Origin of the sequence: Marinilabilia rubra (assembly GCF_003121985.1) — a bacterium.
Taxonomy (GTDB): Bacteria; Bacteroidota; Bacteroidia; order Bacteroidales; family Marinilabiliaceae; genus Marinilabilia; species Marinilabilia rubra.
Map to the genome: position 1 here is coordinate 104,358 of NZ_QEWP01000003.1, position 17,621 is coordinate 121,978.

The following is a 17,621-nucleotide window of genomic DNA, read 5'->3' on the forward strand; positions in this document are numbered from 1 at the left end:
CAACATCAATGAAATGAATAAAGAAAGATTCTTTTACCAGTTTCCCTGAATAATAACCCTCATACGTATCAGCATCTAATTGTTGAATATTTTGAGTCATCATTGCTAATCGTTATGGATACTTTATGTTGAGAACTGGTGAAGCGAATCATTTACTCACCAATATCTTAAATGAATTTTCTGAAGAACCTGCGTAACACTTATTTTCAAACGTATATTTTTTGTTTTTATAAGGTCGTATGGAACTCCATGATGGCTATATTCATGCGTGTTTGTGTTTCTCCGCCATCATGTTCGTTTCATAACTATAAAAATAAATCCGTTTATAATTGCCCGGCCAGCGCAGTCGCGCGTGTTCTTAGTTTGTAGCCCCAGAACGCTATAAAACTAAGGACGGCAATACTTACGCCGCTTAGTATTGATATGGAATAACTCAGCCCAAATCCTTCCGGTGCAAACAAAAGGTAAGAAGTGATTACGCTGGTCATAAATACTGCCGGAATTAGTGTAATCCAGAACAATTTATTTTCGCTGGCTAGATAAACCGTAATAGCCCATAAAACCACGGTTGCCAGGGTTTGATTCGACCAGGCAAAAAACCGCCAGATGATGCTAAAATCGATTTGTGTCAGCAGAAATCCGGCAACAAACAACGGAATACTCACCAACAAACGATTTCTGATCGGGCCTTGTTTGTAATTCAAAAAATCGGCTACAATTAAACGGGCACTGCGGAAAGCTGTATCGCCGGATGTTATTGGCGCTGCAACAACTCCCAGCAATGCAAGCAGTCCTCCAAACTTCCCCAATAGAGAATTCGATATTTCGTTCACGATAAAAGCTGCATTTCCGTTATTGGTGGTCATCATATCGCTCAATTCTCTGATTCCACCAAAAAAACTCATGCTGATAGCTGCCCAAATCAGTGCCACAACTCCTTCGGTTATCATTGCCCCGTAAAATACCCTTCGTCCGTATTTCTCGTTGGTTATACACCGCGCCATTAATGGCGACTGGGTAGCATGAAAACCCGAAATGGCACCGCAGGCAATGGTAATAAACAACATTGGGAAAATCGGAAATTTATCAGAATTGATATGATGATTTTTTATTTCCAAGATATTGAGCTCGGGAATATGGTAGCCCTTGTAGAAAAGTGCCACAATCAGTCCGACTGCCATAAAAACCAAAGCAAATCCAAAAACAGGATATATTTTCCCGATTACTTTATCGATGGGTAGCATAGTGGCAAGCAGGTAGTAACCAAAAATCACCCAAATCCAAATATTGATGGATGCAAAACCCGCTGTGAATCCGGACAGAATTTTTGCCGGCCCCAGGATAAAAACAGTTCCTACCATCAGCATCAGCACAACCGTAAAAGCTCGCATAAACTGTTTGGTTCCTTTGCCTAGGTATTTTCCTACAATTTCGGTAATACTGAGCCCTCCGTGTTTTAACGAAAGCATTCCGGACAAGTAATCGTGCACAGCTCCTGCAAAAACAGATCCCAATACAATCCAAATGAAAGCAACAGGCCCCCACATGGCACCGGCAACTGCCCCAAAAATAGGCCCCAGTCCGGCAATATTTAAGAACTGAATTAAAAAGATCCGCCACCATGACAGCGGCATATAATCCACTCCATCGTTCATGGAATAAGCCGGAGTTTGCCGGGTTGAATTTACCTGAACAACTTTTTCTATAAACCGGGAGTAAGTAAAATAACCAAGCAGTAAAACTGCCAACGAAATAAAAAAAGTAATCATATTTATTGTTTTTTAGTTTATTTCAAACGACACGAATCTTTCCTGGTGCTAAGGCTGGTTCTACTTTGGGCCTGCTTAAAAAGTCAGCAGGGCAAATTAGAATGTATATTAATTGGTTAAATTGCTTTTTCCACCCAAGGGCAAGGACTGTTCACGGATGAATGTACAGTCGGAACCGTAAAAGGAATCTTCAAAAACCCTCCCGATACCATTGCCTAGACTACCCATCGAAGAGATTATCCTTCAAAATCATCTTCACTTTATGCTTACCAATAAACGTCAGGTCTGGCATGCACTTTTTCAGTGCTAAAAGCAGAACAGGTCCGGGATTCCGATTTCCGATAAAGTCAATAATCCCCCATTCTGCTGCTTCGCTAGTGCTTCCTAATAGTTCAACAAGCTTCATCTCAGGGACTTCAACATTCATTTGTTCCAGAGTATGCAGAGCCAGTTTTGCCGTATTATGGTCGGCTACTTTCAGAGTCTGAAAAATACTTTCGGACGTTACATCACTCTCTATAGCCATATGTAATGCAAAGCGTACTTTTCCCAAATCCTCAGAAGCCAGAAAACGAACCACATCGGTCTTCGTTATTTTTTGTCTGGTCTTAGCTTTCAATTGCTCCACGACATCTCCATTGGCCCAGTACCAAAGTACCCAGGTGGTATAGACAGCTCCGGGTATCACAGCCCCTTGCAAAAAGGGCTGCGTTGCACCACTTAAGGCATCAACAGCCTCATCTTTTTCAGCTCCGATAGTTTTAAGTTGGTAATGCTTTAATACGGATCTTTTATCTTGCAAGATTGCTCCCAGCAGTTTGTAGTCCTCTTCGGAAAACCTGGTCTCCTTTTCTGTTTTTGTCAACGGCCTTCCTGGTACTGGCTCTAAATTGACAAAGTCTCCTAAGCCGTTCCAGTATAGTACCACATCCATTGGCTTACAGGTATTGTCGTAGCAGGTTTGGGCAACCAGTGGCAAGCGGTATCGAATCGGTACTCCATGCTCATCACAATAAACCTGAACGGTATATGCCTGAGCATCCAAATCGGGATGAAGCGGGTCCTTTAACCAGACAGTAAACATTTCTTCATTCTGAGGCAGAACGCTACTGCAAGGCAGTACCCAAAAGACACAAAAGATGTACAAAGATGCCCTTTTGAGCACCTTTTGTACCGTTCTTGATTGAAGGAGTTTCGGTTGAAATTTCATGCCTTAATAGACTCTTACCTCAAATATTCTTGCAGCTTTGTCCCCCCAGGTTTTCGTTACAAGTACACGAATTTTGTTCGCCTTTACAGGATCCATTTTATGAATACGGAGCCGCTGGATATTGCCGGTCTCTTTCGCAATGGTTTTCCATGCTCCGTCAATCAGTGCCTGAATTTCGTAATCACTCACACGCTCCGGTACGTTCAACTCCTTAAACCATGTACGGTTCATATTGGTGTCAAACACCAGGCGTACCTCGCTAATCGTTTGTGTTTTGTCCCATGCTAACTGTACCCATTGCGGCAAGGTTTCTTCAGGGTTGGACATCCACATATTTACAGAACCATCGTTGAGCCAATACCTGGTTTTTCCATTGATTACATTACTTGCCCCAAAATCGAAGCGGTCGTCTAACGATGGAATTGCATAGAAATTGGGAACATACATAGTATGTTCAATTTCCATACCTTCCTCTACCTTATAACTGCGAATATTTGGCAAGATTTGTCGTTTGGTTTTCCAAAACACCCTAGGCGCATTTCCCTCAAATCTTATCACGAAGAACTCTCTTTTTATTTCACGGTTTACCTTTACCGGCAATGCGCCCTTGAAGCCTGCCGGAATGGTAACAGGTATTTTTACTACAGGGCTTAAGTTTTCAATACTCTCGTTTTCCGAAGATGTAGCGATAGTTAATATCACATCGACATCCTTACCCTGCTGATTATCTAGCATAAAATGTAGTGTGCCCAGGGCCTGCAATTGTCCGTTGGCACATTTAACTGTAGTTGTAGTAAGCTTAACATGTTTCGAGTCCTTCGTCAAAGCATATTCGCAATTGTAGTCGACAGGATCCATTTTGCTTGATGCCGTGGCCGTTGCTTTTAGTGCCAGGTCTGCTGCGTCTTCATTTTTTATTCGCGGGATGAACTGGTCTTCTTTAAGCAGTCGCTGCTGTAACTCTTTAATTTTTTTCTGACCTACGCCACGCGGAGTAAGATCGTATTCAGCACACATTGCCGCTGCTGTTCCGGCTGCCTGCCCTAAGGTGGCACAAGTCATCATGATACGTGTGGTACCCAGTGCATAATGGCTCACACTTACATTGCGTCCGGCCATTAGCAGATTGGAAATGTTTTTCGAGTAAATGCAGCGATACGGAATACCGCCTCCCATGCGTACACTATAATTACAGTCAAACGGTCCTTCCTTGCCCGAAAAGATACCTTTGGGGTGATGGATGTCTGTAGGCCAGCCATAGTGAGTAATAATATCATCGAACCAGCGACCTTCTATGGCCACATCATTCCAGGTTAGTATGTAGTCGCCTATCAGACGGCGCGACTCGCGTCTGCCAAGAAAGATACCTACATTGTTCAGTTTTACATTTTCGGTATCGTCCTTTTTCTTCCAGTGGTTCTTTAGGTAATCAGCATAGGCATAGGTAATGCGGAGCTGATAGTCGCGCGCAAATTCACCCTCCCAAACATCATCGACCGTGCCGGGATACTCCACCCACCACGGACGAATATTGTAACCGATAATATTACGATGAAGAGGAATCGGCAAATTAACCGCCCAATTGGGAGCTGTGTACGCTACTTTTTTATCCGTTTGAACCATAAATGGTCCGCCCTCGCTGTTCAAACTGGCACTCATGGTGATTTTGTCAGCTACTTCAGGGGCCGGTTTTTCGTTAAACTCGCTACGAGCCTCTCGACCAACCCTGAATTCCGCACCTGCATAATAGCCAAGCCACCCATCGCCAGTACAATCGATGAATGTGCCACCGAAAAATTCTGCCCTTGTACCATCAAGGGTATGTAAAGCCTTTACTCCTTTGATCTTTTCATCATTCTCCATGATAACGCCATCTACACGCGTGTTCAGAAAAAGACTCAGGTTGGGTTCTGCTTCGGCAAGCTGCATGTAGGCGGCACTAAAACTACCTTTTTTATTATCACGTGAGGTAATAAGCATTGCCTCGTTAATGATACCACCCTCAACACTGAAGGCATTTTTATTGCCGGCACCATTCATGTTCACACTGAACTCGTCGCTGCTATTGCCACCAAGTACCGGACGGTCCTGAATCAATGCAGTCCGGGCCCCCTGACGGGCAGCAGCGATTGCGGCAGATGTACCGGCCGGCCCACCTCCAACAACAATTACATCAAATCCATCATGCTTCACCGGTTTAAGTTCAAGTTCTGTGTATTTGGCACGTGCAGCTACCATTTCGTCCTGCTTCGGAGGAACAAAGCTGGCATCTTTGGTCAATACCAGCACATCACAACGACCGTAATAACCGGTTTCATCAATCAAACGCAGTTCAACATTTCCAGCCTTTAACCTAAATACACCAGCCTTTTGCCATGTCCATTTATCGCTTTCATCATTTCCGCATAAGGCACTCATTTTATCACCAACTTTCACTTTGAATGTGCCGGGTGTTTTTTCCGGATGCCAGTTACGGGAACGAATCCACAGCGTATATTTGCCGCCTTCTGACAATGTTACGTTGGTTACTGCATCCGCCACCGGTGTACCCATACCTGGAGCCAACAGATAACCTGACCCCATCAGATAAATAAATTGCGTATCGTGATACCATCCGCCGTAATCGGCAAAGTCTTCGGCATCGACCCAAAGTGTACCGGACACCACGTCGCGTATTTCCGGTCGGCTCGTCTTTTTTAATCCTTCTTTTACATGGGCATCTGGATACTGTGCAAACATTGCAACAGACAATAGCAATCCTGCTATTATTACAATTATCTTATTCATTTTTGACATAATTTTTAACCTGTACAGAAACTGTGCATTGATTTATATTTAGAAAGCTATTAATTTTTCAATAGTTATTTTCCGCTTTGATTGCTAATATTTTGCAACGTTACTTCGAGAAAGATTAAAAAAGGGGAAAACAACATTTTGTAAATATTGACTTTCTTCCTGTTTTGTGCATTCTTCATATATTTTAAATTGTTTTATTTCATCTTCTCTATTTGCAAGGTCCATATTATCGTTGGATTATGAAATTATGCTCTAGTCATAATAGCACGCTGTAATTGTCATTTTCACTATCAGACATTATCATTAACACAGGCATTTTCCATCAGCAAATCATACATTCTCTTCATTCACTACAACTTAGCCAACCACCTTTATTCCACTACAATATTTCATTATAAACTTTTCAATTTTAGCGCACAACAACCTGCCAATTCAGAGAAACTCAATGCCCAAAAGAGATGAAACCTCCAGAAATAAGTTGGCCTGGATAATGTCTATTCTGCAATTACCTTTATGACTTAAGGATGGCTTTGATATTTAGGGAGCGCTGAAAAACGCATATTTTATTAAATATTAAACTTTTAAACAAAACAAACACTTAGGTGCACGGTTATTTTGCATTACAATCAGATTTCTTTGCACATAACCATATGAAAATCGCTAATCAAAAGAACAAAATTTACTTCAACGCCCAAATCTCGAAGTATTTCTATACTCCTTCGATTGGTCGACTTGTAAATTTTGCCCTTTTGACTTTTTCAGCAGTCCCTATTTAGTACTCTCAATTAACTTAATTGATTTTTGAGCAAAGCGCTCACCCATTTTAATATACCCTTCTGCCGACATGTGCAAATCATTCTTTATTTCTTTTCCTCTTCTATTTACTCCATCGTTAAGATCATCAGTATTAATCCAATCAAAGCGGGGATTAGATTCAGCTACTTTTACCTGAATATCTCGTATCATAGTCCAATGAATGTATTTTTCATTCAGCATATCAAAATCACTTAACCTTCCGATAATAAAGTTGACATCCTTTCTATCTAAATCCTGACATAGCTGATTATAAAGTCCCAATAAACTTTCTTCATACACCCCTCCATGCTTTTCCCTTGCATCTCTTTCTCCTTGCATCCAGATAAAACTAACAGTAGCAAAATTTTCTTTCTCTACTTCCGGATAAACCTTCAGCATTAAAGAATCATATAAACATGGATCGGCTTTGGGTAAATCTCCTTGTGCTGGTTTCCAGTTTCTATACCAGCGCCTAATAGATTGACTTCCCATGGCGTACTTTACAACACTCACACTTTCATTACCCAATTTTTGTTTTAGAATTGGTTCAAAAGATTCTTTTTCATTTAACCTAGCCATATTAGATTGACCAGATAAAATAAATAAGTGCTTCTCTTCACAAACTGATTTATCTAATTTTGTTATTACATTACACGAGACGCTTAACAACAGCGTTAAAACATAAAAAATAAATCTAGTCATACTATTCTTTACTTTCTTTTTTCCATGATTTTAATGCTTTTGAATTAGCAACTCTTACTTCCCTATTTAAGTACAAATCTTCATGAATCATCCAGGTAATTGTATCCCATGTATGTCCCTCTGTCCAAAGAGGCCTCATTATTTGTTCCTCCCAGTTAGAAACTTTTTGCTGCATAACATTTAACACTTCTGGCTTTGCCTGAGTTAAATCCTGATCTTCGGAGAGATTTGTTTTCAGATTATATAATCTATATCCAAGCCCTTCAACACGTATCATCTTATAATCAGCGTATCGCATAGCTGCCATCTTATCCTTTCGCCAAAATAATTCATCATGGGGATTCCCTTCTACTTTCTTTTTTAGAAAAGGAAGTAGATTTACACCATCTAAAGGCTTATTCGTCACAATCTTACTTCCTGCAACCGCTACTGATGTGGCAAATATGTCAAGAGAAGAAGTCAAACCATTGTACTTTCCTTTCTTCAGTTCTTTAGGCCAATGCATAAAAAAGTTAACCCTAATTCCTCCTTCATACTTATTTCCTTTGAATCCTTTAAGCGGATAGTTAATTGATTCATTATTGTGAGCTCCTCCATTATCGCTTAAGAAAAATATTAATGTATTATCCAATAATCCCTCCCTCTTCAGTTTATCTGTAATTTGTCCCACTGCCCGATCTAAGGCCCATGTCATAGCTGCCAATTTTTGACGGGGATGTCCTTCAAAAAGGTCTAAATCCTCCTGGGTTGCTTCCATTGGAGTATGAACAGCATTAGGAGCCCAGTACATAAAGAATGGATTTTCTTTATTCCGGTCAATAAACTCTACAGCCTTATCTCCAAGCCGATCTGTAAGATATCCTTCAAAATTAGTAAACTGGTCATTTTCACGGATAGAATGTGAATGCCCTGGTTTATCTTGTTCACTATTTGAAAAATAATGACGCCCACCTGATAGAAATCCCCAATAATAATCAAAACCTCTGGCATTGGGTTTATATGCTTCTCCATCACCTAAATGCCATTTTCCAAATGCTGCAGTTTTATAACCTGCCTGCTTCATTGCTTCTGCGATGGTAGTCTCATTTAAATCTACACCTGAAAAATCATGTGAAGGGTTACATTCAAAACCAAATCGTTGCTGATACCGACCTGTCATTAATCCTGCTCTACTTGGCCCGCATACCGATGCTGTAACATGCGCATCAGTAAAAACAATCCCATTGTTGGCCAACTCATCAATATTAGGAGTTTTTAAATCTTCACTCCCTGCAAAACCAAAGTCAGAATAACCGGCGTCATCTATCAATAAAACAATAACATTGGGTACATCAGTTTTTTCTTGCTTAGACTGTTGACAACCTACTGATGAAAAAAACAATACAATAAATCCCAATACGAAACTTAAGCTCTTCATTTTATCTTGTTTTTTCACTATTAAATATTCGTTCTAATTCAGCCTGCATCTTTTTTAGTTGCTTCTTATTTTCTGAAGCCAGATTCTTTCGTTCACGCTTATCTTTTGATAAATCGTACAATTCAGGATAATCAACAATGCCTGAATCAATACCTTTAACAAAGTTTATCCAGTTTTTTGCGCTTGCCTTAGAAGGATGAATGTATTTGTAATTACCCATCCGAAGTCCATATGAAAAGGCCTCTTCCAGCATTACTTCACGTCCGTCATGATTTCGGCCTAAAAATGCTTCCAGATGGTTTTCACTGTCCACAGCTTCTTTCTCCTTTAAAGGATGATTCAACAAGGCAGCAATCGACGCATATAAGTCAATGTGATTCATTAGCGCATCACTGGTACCTGGCTGAATGGTGCCCGGCCAATAAGTAATGGTGGGCACACGTGTGCCGGCTTCATAGGCACTGTATTTTCCTCCCCGGAATGGGCCGGCCGGTTTATGATTTCCTATTCTCTCCCTTGCCTGATCGGCATAACCATCATCCAGGACGGGGCCATTGTCGCTTGAGAAAACAATCAGTGTATTATCATCTATTCCCAATTCTTCCAAATGGTCTATCAATTGACCGGTAACCCAGTCCATCTGCACAATGGCATCGCCACGCACTCCCATGTCTGTGGCTCCATCGAAACGGTGATCTGGTAATCGGGGAACATGAATATCGTGAAAGGCAAAATACAGGAAGAACGGCTTATCCTGATTTTTATCTATAAACGCGCGCGCTTTCTCCAACATTTGGTAAGGTACTGTTTCATCGCGCCACCGGGCAGCATTCCCACCCGACATGTAACCAATTCGGCTCACACCGTTAACTATGGTTTTAGAATGCTCCCGGTCTGCACCATATCTAAGCAGATCATAATTATCAAGACCAGTAGGATCATTGCCCACTTTATTCTTATAATTAACTTCAATGGGGTCTTTTTTATCCAAACCTACCACATGGTGATTTTCGACAAGAACACAAGGCACTCGGTCACCAGTAGCCGGAATCAGGTAACTGTAGTCAAATCCGATTTCCAGAGGCCCCGGAGATACCTTTCCATTCCAGTCCACATCGCCATCGCCCAATCCCAAATGCCATTTACCAACTACAGCGGTTGCGTAACCGATTTCTTTTAGCATACCTGGTAACGTTGGCATATCTGTTTTAATCAGCATAGGTGCATCACCTGGTAAAATAGCCGCTTTGTCGCGAAAAGCATAACGTCCGGTTAATAACGAAAACCGCGATGGAGTGCAGGTGGCAGCAGAACAATGTCCATCAGTAAACCTCATACCTCCTGCAGCCAGTTTATCAACATTAGGCGTTTGCACTTCGGTAGCCCCATAACAACTTAAATCGCCATAGCCAAGATCATCAACATAGATGATGACAATATTGGGATTTGTATTCTTTTCCTGTGCATCGACTGCACTCCATGTTAAAAGCACAGCCAGTATAGTAGTTAAAATATTTTTCATCAATTTCGTTTATTTTTTGGTTTGATAAACCCTCACATAATCTACTTCGTAGGTTCGGGGGAATGTGGTTTGTGAAGGATTTCCTCCATTAGCTCCAATAGCCAGGTTTAAAAGAATATATTGTGGTTGATGAAATGGGTTAGAACCATCAGCATTAATGGTTTTACTCAAATCTATTTCATTTAACAATTCATCATCCAGGTATAACCTGATATATTCCTCAGTCCACTCCATTTTCCAAATATGGAATCTCTGTGCCCAATCAGGTTGTTTTTCTATAAAATAGCTTAATGGAATCTTTTCTGAATCCCAAACTGGTTTCATCTTGCCGTTTGCCCAAGCCGCATTGGCCAATAGTTTTGCTTCTCCCTTATGACGGTAATACTCCATCTGATCTACTTCACCATTAGCAGGCCAACGTTTATCTATACCCAAAGTCCAGATAGCAGGCCACATTCCCATGCTTGTATCAATACGTGCCCGAACTTCGAGGATTCCATATTTAAAAGAAAATTTATCCTTTGTTTTAATACAGGCCGAGGTGTATTCTGCATATTTTCTATTCTCTTTCCAACGTTGACTTTTCTTTTTATAAGCATCGTTTTTAACCTGCTCTCTTCTACCCTCTATAACTAAAACACCTTCACTTATATTGGCATTATCTTCCTGATACCATTGCAGTTCTTCATTACGTACAAATCCATTTTCGTACGACCAAAAGCTTTCATCCGGTTTTCCATCTTTGTCAAATTCATCAGACCAAATCAGTTGATATCCGTCCGGAATTTCAGGACTTAAGTTATCTGGCTTATAAGGATTTACCATTACAAATCGATCAGGATTTAATTGATTGTATTCTTTCCCCTGCGTTAAACCCAAAAACAAAGGATCTTTCATCTCCTTATTCCATAACATATAAGTATCCTTCAATAATTGATATCTTCCTCCTTCAAGAGGTAACGAATTGTTTTCACTGATATCCTCTTTCAGGTTATAAAATTCATCAACCTCAGATCTATACTTCACAACTTTATCATCTCCACTTACGATAGCATAATCATCATAATCATACATACGCCAGTATAAGTATTTATGCGGTTCATCTGTTTTTTCTCCTGTTAAATAAGGTAAAACATTTACTCCATCTAATTCATTTTTTGATTTTGCTGATGCATAATGTACCGCAGTTGCAAACATGTCTAAAGACAGAACTGGCTTTTCATAGATCATACCTTTAGGAATAGTACCCGGCCACTGCATAGCAAAAGGCACATGTATACCACCTTCGTATAAACTGCTTTTTCCATCTCGTAACACACCATTATCAGAAGCATTTTTTTCCTCAGGCCCTCCATTATCCGACAAGAAAAACACCATCGTTTTATCTGATATTCCAAGCTCCTCAAGTTTATCTAACAAAAGTCCAACACCATCATCCACAGCACTTACCATGGCAGCATAAGTTTTCCTTTTTTTATCTTTGATATGCTTAAATCTACTTAAATATTTTTCTGTAGCCTGCAGTGGCCCGTGTGGTGCATTGTACGCCAAATACATAAAAAAGGGACTATTGGCCTTTCGGTCAACAAATGAAACAGCTTCACGACTAAGTGCATCTGTAATATATTCCTTCTCATCCACTCTACCATTGTTGCGCATTAACTTCGTAAAATAACCATCGTACTGTCTTTTAATTTCTGAAACATCATTTAAAGTCCATTCTTCAGGGAAGTACTGATGACCGCCACTTAAAAAACCGAAGAACTCATCGAATCCTCTTCTCAACGGATATTGACTTTTATGTGATCCCAAATGCCATTTGCCCAATGCCATACTCGAGTAACCGCTGCGCCCCAGCACAGTGGCCAATGTTTCTTCTGTTGATGGTAAACCTTGCAAGGTATCGTTGGGTGCCAGAAGCGGATTACGTCCAAAACCAAAACGATCCTGATAACGCCCGGTTATTATTCCGGCGCGACTGGGACCGCATACTGAATAAGTTACATAGCCATTCGTAAATTTCACTCCATTATCAGCTATGCGGTCAATATTAGGTGTTGGAATATCCTTACATCCATTAAAGCCAACATCGCCATACCCCAGATCATCGGCTAATATGATAATAACATTGGGTAAATCTACTTTATTGTTTTGCGCTTTTACCGGCAAAAGTGCATAAAGCGACACTGCCAATAGCACAAGTACTTTTGAGAATATACTTTTCATACGTAAATAATTTGTTTTTTAAAGGTCGTATGGAACTTCATGATTGCTAAATTCATGGGTGTTTGTGTTTTCCTGCAATCATGTTCGTTTCATAAAATAATATACTTTAATAAATTATTTTTTTACCTGACGACTTTTCAGGTGCTTCTCCCACCATGCCAAATAATCTTCATCTGAAACATCAACCGGTAGGTTACGCTTCCTTTTCCAAACCTTATCCCTCTTAGCCATCTGCTTCGTCCAGTATTCTATTTCCTTACCATCTTCCGGATAGGTGGCCACATCTTCATGCTTTAACCACTCATCCAACTTGAAGCCTAACTCCTTCTTAATCTGAATATTATCCTCACTTGCAGCCAAATTATTTAACTCATAAGGATCATTTTCAAGATCATACAACTCTTCAGCCGGACGAAAATCACTCATAAACGATAATTGCTCAGGACGCAGCTTGTCTTGCGACTTTAGCACTTCCATCAATACAAGGGTTGGATACTTATTACGCTTATATGCATTATACTGAGTATAGGGCCGGTCCGTATAAAAATTACGTATGTATTTATACTTTTTAGTTCTGATTGCCCGGATGCGATCCACCGTTTCGTCGCGTCTGTCTCGCATGGTATACAGTTCGGCTCGCGGAGTGTGTTCTCCTAAAATATTGTTTCCTCTAATGTGTTCAGGCACCTCGATTCCAGCTAACTTTAAAGAAGTTGCTGAAAGATCAATATTACTTACCAGCTCGTCTCTGACTTCACCTGCAAATTGGTTGTTTGGATATCTGATCAATAATGGAGTATTTGTGCCTCCATCGTATAAAAACTGTTTGTTACGAACCATTGGTCTTCCCTGGTCACCTACAATAAAAATATAGGTATTATCCATCAAGCCATCTTGCTCCAATGCAGCCAGAAGCTGACCTATCTCCTGATCAACCACCTGAATGGTCTCCAGGTAAAAAGCCCAATCCTGACGGGCTACCCAGTGGTCGGGTAAATATGGAGGTAATTCCACCTTACTTTCGTCGATGGGATTAATGGTATCCTGAGTAAACGGACGGTGGGGAAAATGAATTTGAACCTGCCCGAAGAATGGCTGCTCCTCCTGACGTTGACTCCAATGCGTACCGTCATAGATTTCGTAATCGGTTGTGAAGTTATAGTCTGTTTTTCCCGATTTGTCTTTTGAACCAAAGCGGTTATTAAAGGTAAAATAGCCTGCTTCTTCAAAATACTCGGTAATTACCTTCACACTATCAGGCAGTGGCAGCATGGACTCTGGCCTTGTACGGTGCTGATGACAGTTGATACTAACAGGGTACATACCTGTTACCATGGAAGAGCGGCTGGATGAGCAAACAGCTGTTACGGTATGGCAATTCTCAAACCGAATGGACTGACCAGCAAATTCATCAAGAATTGGCGTTTGAATAAGTGGTGTTCCATAGCATCCCAGATCTGTCCCCAGATCATCGCAAACAATCCAAAGTATATTTGGTTTTGTTACAGTTTCTTTTTTCTGATTAACCGGGTTGCAGCCAATCAGTAATATAAAGAAAGCTGCAATTAGCAAATGAATCTTGTTCATAATATAATTAATGTTTATTCTAATGCAACATTTTTTAAGCGATTGCAGTGGAGTTTATCTTCTGTTACCGTATGGGAGCTATCCTGTATTTAAAGGTATAGTCTCCATTTTCTAAGCGGTAGTCTTTTCTTGGGAATGCATTCATCAACCAGCTGGTTGTTCCCCCAATACCCATCTGCTTATAATCCACATTCAGGTAAATCTCAGGTTGCTTTGTCAACTCAAAAGAGTAATCGCTTTGCTGAACAGCCTGCTTACTAAAGTGAGTTGTCCCGAATCCGATAGGTTGTTCTCCGGTAATGCGCAGGCCTTTTCCTTCTATATTAGTTAATGTAAACCAGCGCGTATCACATTTATAACCATTCTCCTGAGGCTTTGAATACTCAACCCACTCATCGGTAACTGTGGACGAATAAATGCCCATCTTTTCAACATTTCTATCCTGGTAAGTTGGTAGTTTTCCGGGGCCATACCACTGAAGCTGATCAAAGCCTGGCTCAATCACCATCTCCGTTCCCATGCGTGGCACCATTGGTAATTTCTTTTCTCCTGCAAAATACTGGCAATGAACATCTACTTCTCCGTTACCATATACAGTATAGGTTTGCATATACTTGGCCCCCACCATTGGCAAGTGTCCTTTTGCTTCTATTACAAGCGCATTGTTCTCTTCCTTAGTTGAAACCTCATCAATAATCCAGCCGTTGGCATTCTCCCAAACTCCTAACTGAGGTAGTTTCTTGTTCCCTCCTTTAACAGCGCCGCGATCATTATCGGTTGGTACGCGCCAGAAGTCCGGGTCAGGCCCTTTCTTAATTACTAATTCATCGCCCAGAAAGTACTTATCCAATAGACCATTAAGCTTATCAAATTGGATTGAGAATTCTTCGCCCCAGACATGAACAGTTCGGCCTTCTGTTCTCCAGTTAGGAGCAGTCTCTGTTTGAACCGTATTTAATACATGAATAAAGTTGTCGCTTAATTGAAATTGATCCCAGGCTAGTTCATGTCCGGCTTTAGCAAAGAAAGTATTTCTATTCAGTTTGAAGCTGAAAGTAATAAAATACTCTTTCCCCTCTTTGTACTGATAGTCCACATTTAATTGAATATTCTTACTCGAACGTGCCGGTAAATCCAGATTTGCTATAGTTCCTGATTCCACCGGCAAACCATCCTCCAATAACTCCCATTCGCCATTTACCCACTCAGCTGCATTGGAGAAATCATACCAGTTAGTCAACTTAAACTCTAGTTGCTCAACATCAACAGCTTCTAAGTGAATGTTTCGGTAAAAGTACTTGATAGTATTTAATCCCGGGTGAGGAGTCCAGTCGGAAGCCAGCAAGCCATTCATACAGAAATTACCATCGTGATGAACGCCTCTGCCATTTTCCCACCATCCACCATAGGCATAGAAGTGATCTTCTTTTGAATTCTTCTGATATTTTTCAGGAACCGGCTGCTTCAATCCCTGATCCATCCAGTCCCAAACAAATCCACCCTGGAAGTTATTATCGGCATAAACCAAATCCCAATACTCCTTTAGGTTACCATTGCTATTGCCCATGGCATGAGTGTATTCGCATAAAATATATGGCATGTGAGCATAGTCTTTGATAATTTGGGTACACTCTTCTGGTGTTGCATACATGCGTGAGTATATATCTGCATAATTTCTACCCCCTTTACGCGTGGTTCCTTCATACAAATACGGACGAGAAGTGTCTGTTTCATTTACCCACTCATATGCCTTTTTCGCATTAGGACCATCACCACTTTCATTACCCATCGACCAAATTACTACAGAAGCATGATTTCGATCGCGGTAAACCATGCGTTGAACTCGATCCAAATAAGCCTCTTCCCATTCGGGAGAGCAGGTCAGACGGTTATCGCCCTTATTGCCGAATCCATGTGTTTCAATATTTCCTTCATCAATCAGGTAGATACCATACTCGTCGCACAGCGCATACCATTCTGGTGTATTAGGATAGTGACTGGTTCTGACTGCATTAATATTATTTTGTTTCATCAGTATAATATCACGCATCATATCAGCAGTCGTCACATAATGTCCTGTTTGAGGATGATGCTCGTGACGATTAGTCCCTTTAAACAGTACTGCCACACCATTGATTAACAGACGTCCGTTTTTAATCTCCACATTGCGGAAACCCACTTTCTGAGGAATCACCTCAAGCACCTTCCCATTCTTATCTTCAAGCGAAATTAGAAGCTGATATAAATAAGGTGATTCTGCACTCCAGGCTTGCACATTTTTAAGAGTGTGCTCATCCGAATTAAAACTGACCAATCCTTTGCCGGCTTCAACAGGCACAGATCCTGAGATTTGTTCTTTTCCAGCCGCATCTAACAACTGATACTTAACTGAAACTGCCTTTTTTGCTTTTGAAACAACTTCACCTTTCAAATGAAACATCCCATCGGTATACGAATCGCCCAGCGATGCTGAGTATACAAAATCCCGGATATGAGTTTTTGGTGTCGACCATAAGTACACATCGCGGAAGATACCACTCAATCTCCAAAAGTCCTGATCCTCCAGATATGATCCATCACTCCAGCGGTATACTTCAACGGCCAGCTGATTGATTCCTTTTTGCAGGTATTTGGTGATATTAAATTCACCCGGCGTACGACTTCCCTGGCAGTAACCAACTTTCTTGCCATTCACCCAAACATAGTAGGCCGATTGTACTCCATCGAAATTAATGTACACTTCTCTTCCATCCCAATTTTCGGGCACCTCAAAGGTGCGACGATATGAACCCACCGGATTCCATTCTTTCGGAGCCCTCAGGTTATCTTTTTCAAATGGATACGTAATATTTGTATAGATAGGAATTCCATGTCCGTGAAGTTCCCAGTTAGAAGGAACCGGAATGGTGGACCATTGTGAATCATCAAAACCGGTTTGATAGAATTTATCAGGCCGGCTTTTTGGATTCTTCGACCAGTTAAAACGCCAATCACCATTTAGGCATTGATAGTAATCAGATGCTGATTTATCAAATTGTAAAGCCGACTTTGCAGAACTATAAACCATCATGGTTGTATGTGGCTTCTCCTTATTTATATGCAATATTTTTACATTATCCCACTCAGGACTTTTACTGCCATAAACCTCTAAATGCATCAGCACTAAAATGCTAATAAAAAGTAATTTTTTCATCTTTATGTCTTATTCGTTTATTCTTTTTTTTCAAGCAGCAAGTTTCAAATTTTTATTAAGCTTCATCCTTTTGTTTTATTCATTATGGTACTAAATCCTTGTCATTCTTATGGGTCATTGTTTATCGCAACCAAGGGCTTATTCAATCATTCCAAAACCCTATCTACCTATTTTTCTTTCAATTACTACTTAATATCTATTTAACTTTATAAGCACGTAAGTCGGACAAGTCTTCAATCTTATTCCCTTGTATACCGGTTTCAACCTTAAAGCCGATTAAAAGTCCAATACTATGGTTAGGCAGCGGATTAATGTCGATACCTTTGTTGTGTGCCGGTCTTATGTTCGTTGGCAGATAATCCTTCAGCTGCAGTCCTCCTGCTTTGTCAGACTCTGGATTCTTG

9 protein-coding genes are annotated in these 17,621 nt (G+C 40.7%); all 9 read right to left on the reverse strand.

Translation table 11 applies throughout. The annotated features are described in order from the left end of the window. Positions 1 to 323 precede the first annotated feature (323 nt). Positions 324 to 1,769 (reverse strand): carbon starvation CstA family protein, encoded by a 1,446-nt coding sequence (locus tag DDZ16_RS05005; protein WP_109263343.1) that lies wholly within the window; start codon positions 1,767 to 1,769, stop codon positions 324 to 326. 220 nt (positions 1,770 to 1,989) lie between these two features. Then, the gene (locus tag DDZ16_RS05010; RefSeq protein ID WP_146192196.1) at positions 1,990 to 2,979 is read right to left on the reverse strand and encodes a hypothetical protein; all 990 of its coding nucleotides are present in this window, start codon (positions 2,977 to 2,979) and stop codon (positions 1,990 to 1,992) included. Positions 2,980 to 2,982: 3 nt separating this feature from the next. Further along, the gene (locus DDZ16_RS05015; RefSeq protein ID WP_158275607.1) at positions 2,983 to 5,766 is read right to left on the reverse strand and encodes an FAD-dependent oxidoreductase; all 2,784 of its coding nucleotides are present in this window, start codon (positions 5,764 to 5,766) and stop codon (positions 2,983 to 2,985) included. Between the two features lie 777 nt (positions 5,767 to 6,543). Further along, entirely contained in the window at positions 6,544 to 7,272 is a 729-nt protein-coding gene (locus tag DDZ16_RS05020; protein WP_198416673.1) for a sialate O-acetylesterase, read from the reverse strand. Position 7,273: 1 nt separating this feature from the next. Continuing rightward, positions 7,274 to 8,689, reverse strand: a complete 1,416-nt coding sequence (locus DDZ16_RS05025) for a sulfatase-like hydrolase/transferase (protein ID WP_109263346.1) — start codon at positions 8,687 to 8,689, stop codon at positions 7,274 to 7,276. 1 nt (position 8,690) lies between these two features. Then, positions 8,691 to 10,211, reverse strand: a complete 1,521-nt coding sequence (locus tag DDZ16_RS05030) for a sulfatase family protein (RefSeq protein ID WP_109263347.1) — start codon at positions 10,209 to 10,211, stop codon at positions 8,691 to 8,693. 9 nt (positions 10,212 to 10,220) lie between these two features. Beyond that, complete coding sequence (locus DDZ16_RS05035; RefSeq protein ID WP_109263348.1) at positions 10,221 to 12,437, reverse strand: sulfatase-like hydrolase/transferase; 2,217 nt, start codon at positions 12,435 to 12,437, stop codon at positions 10,221 to 10,223. 114 nt (positions 12,438 to 12,551) lie between these two features. Continuing rightward, positions 12,552 to 14,024, reverse strand: a complete 1,473-nt coding sequence (locus tag DDZ16_RS05040) for a sulfatase family protein (RefSeq protein WP_109263349.1) — start codon at positions 14,022 to 14,024, stop codon at positions 12,552 to 12,554. 64 nt (positions 14,025 to 14,088) lie between these two features. Then, complete coding sequence (locus DDZ16_RS05045; protein ID WP_109263350.1) at positions 14,089 to 17,217, reverse strand: glycoside hydrolase family 2 TIM barrel-domain containing protein; 3,129 nt, start codon at positions 17,215 to 17,217, stop codon at positions 14,089 to 14,091. Between the last annotated feature and the right edge of the window lie 404 nt (positions 17,218 to 17,621).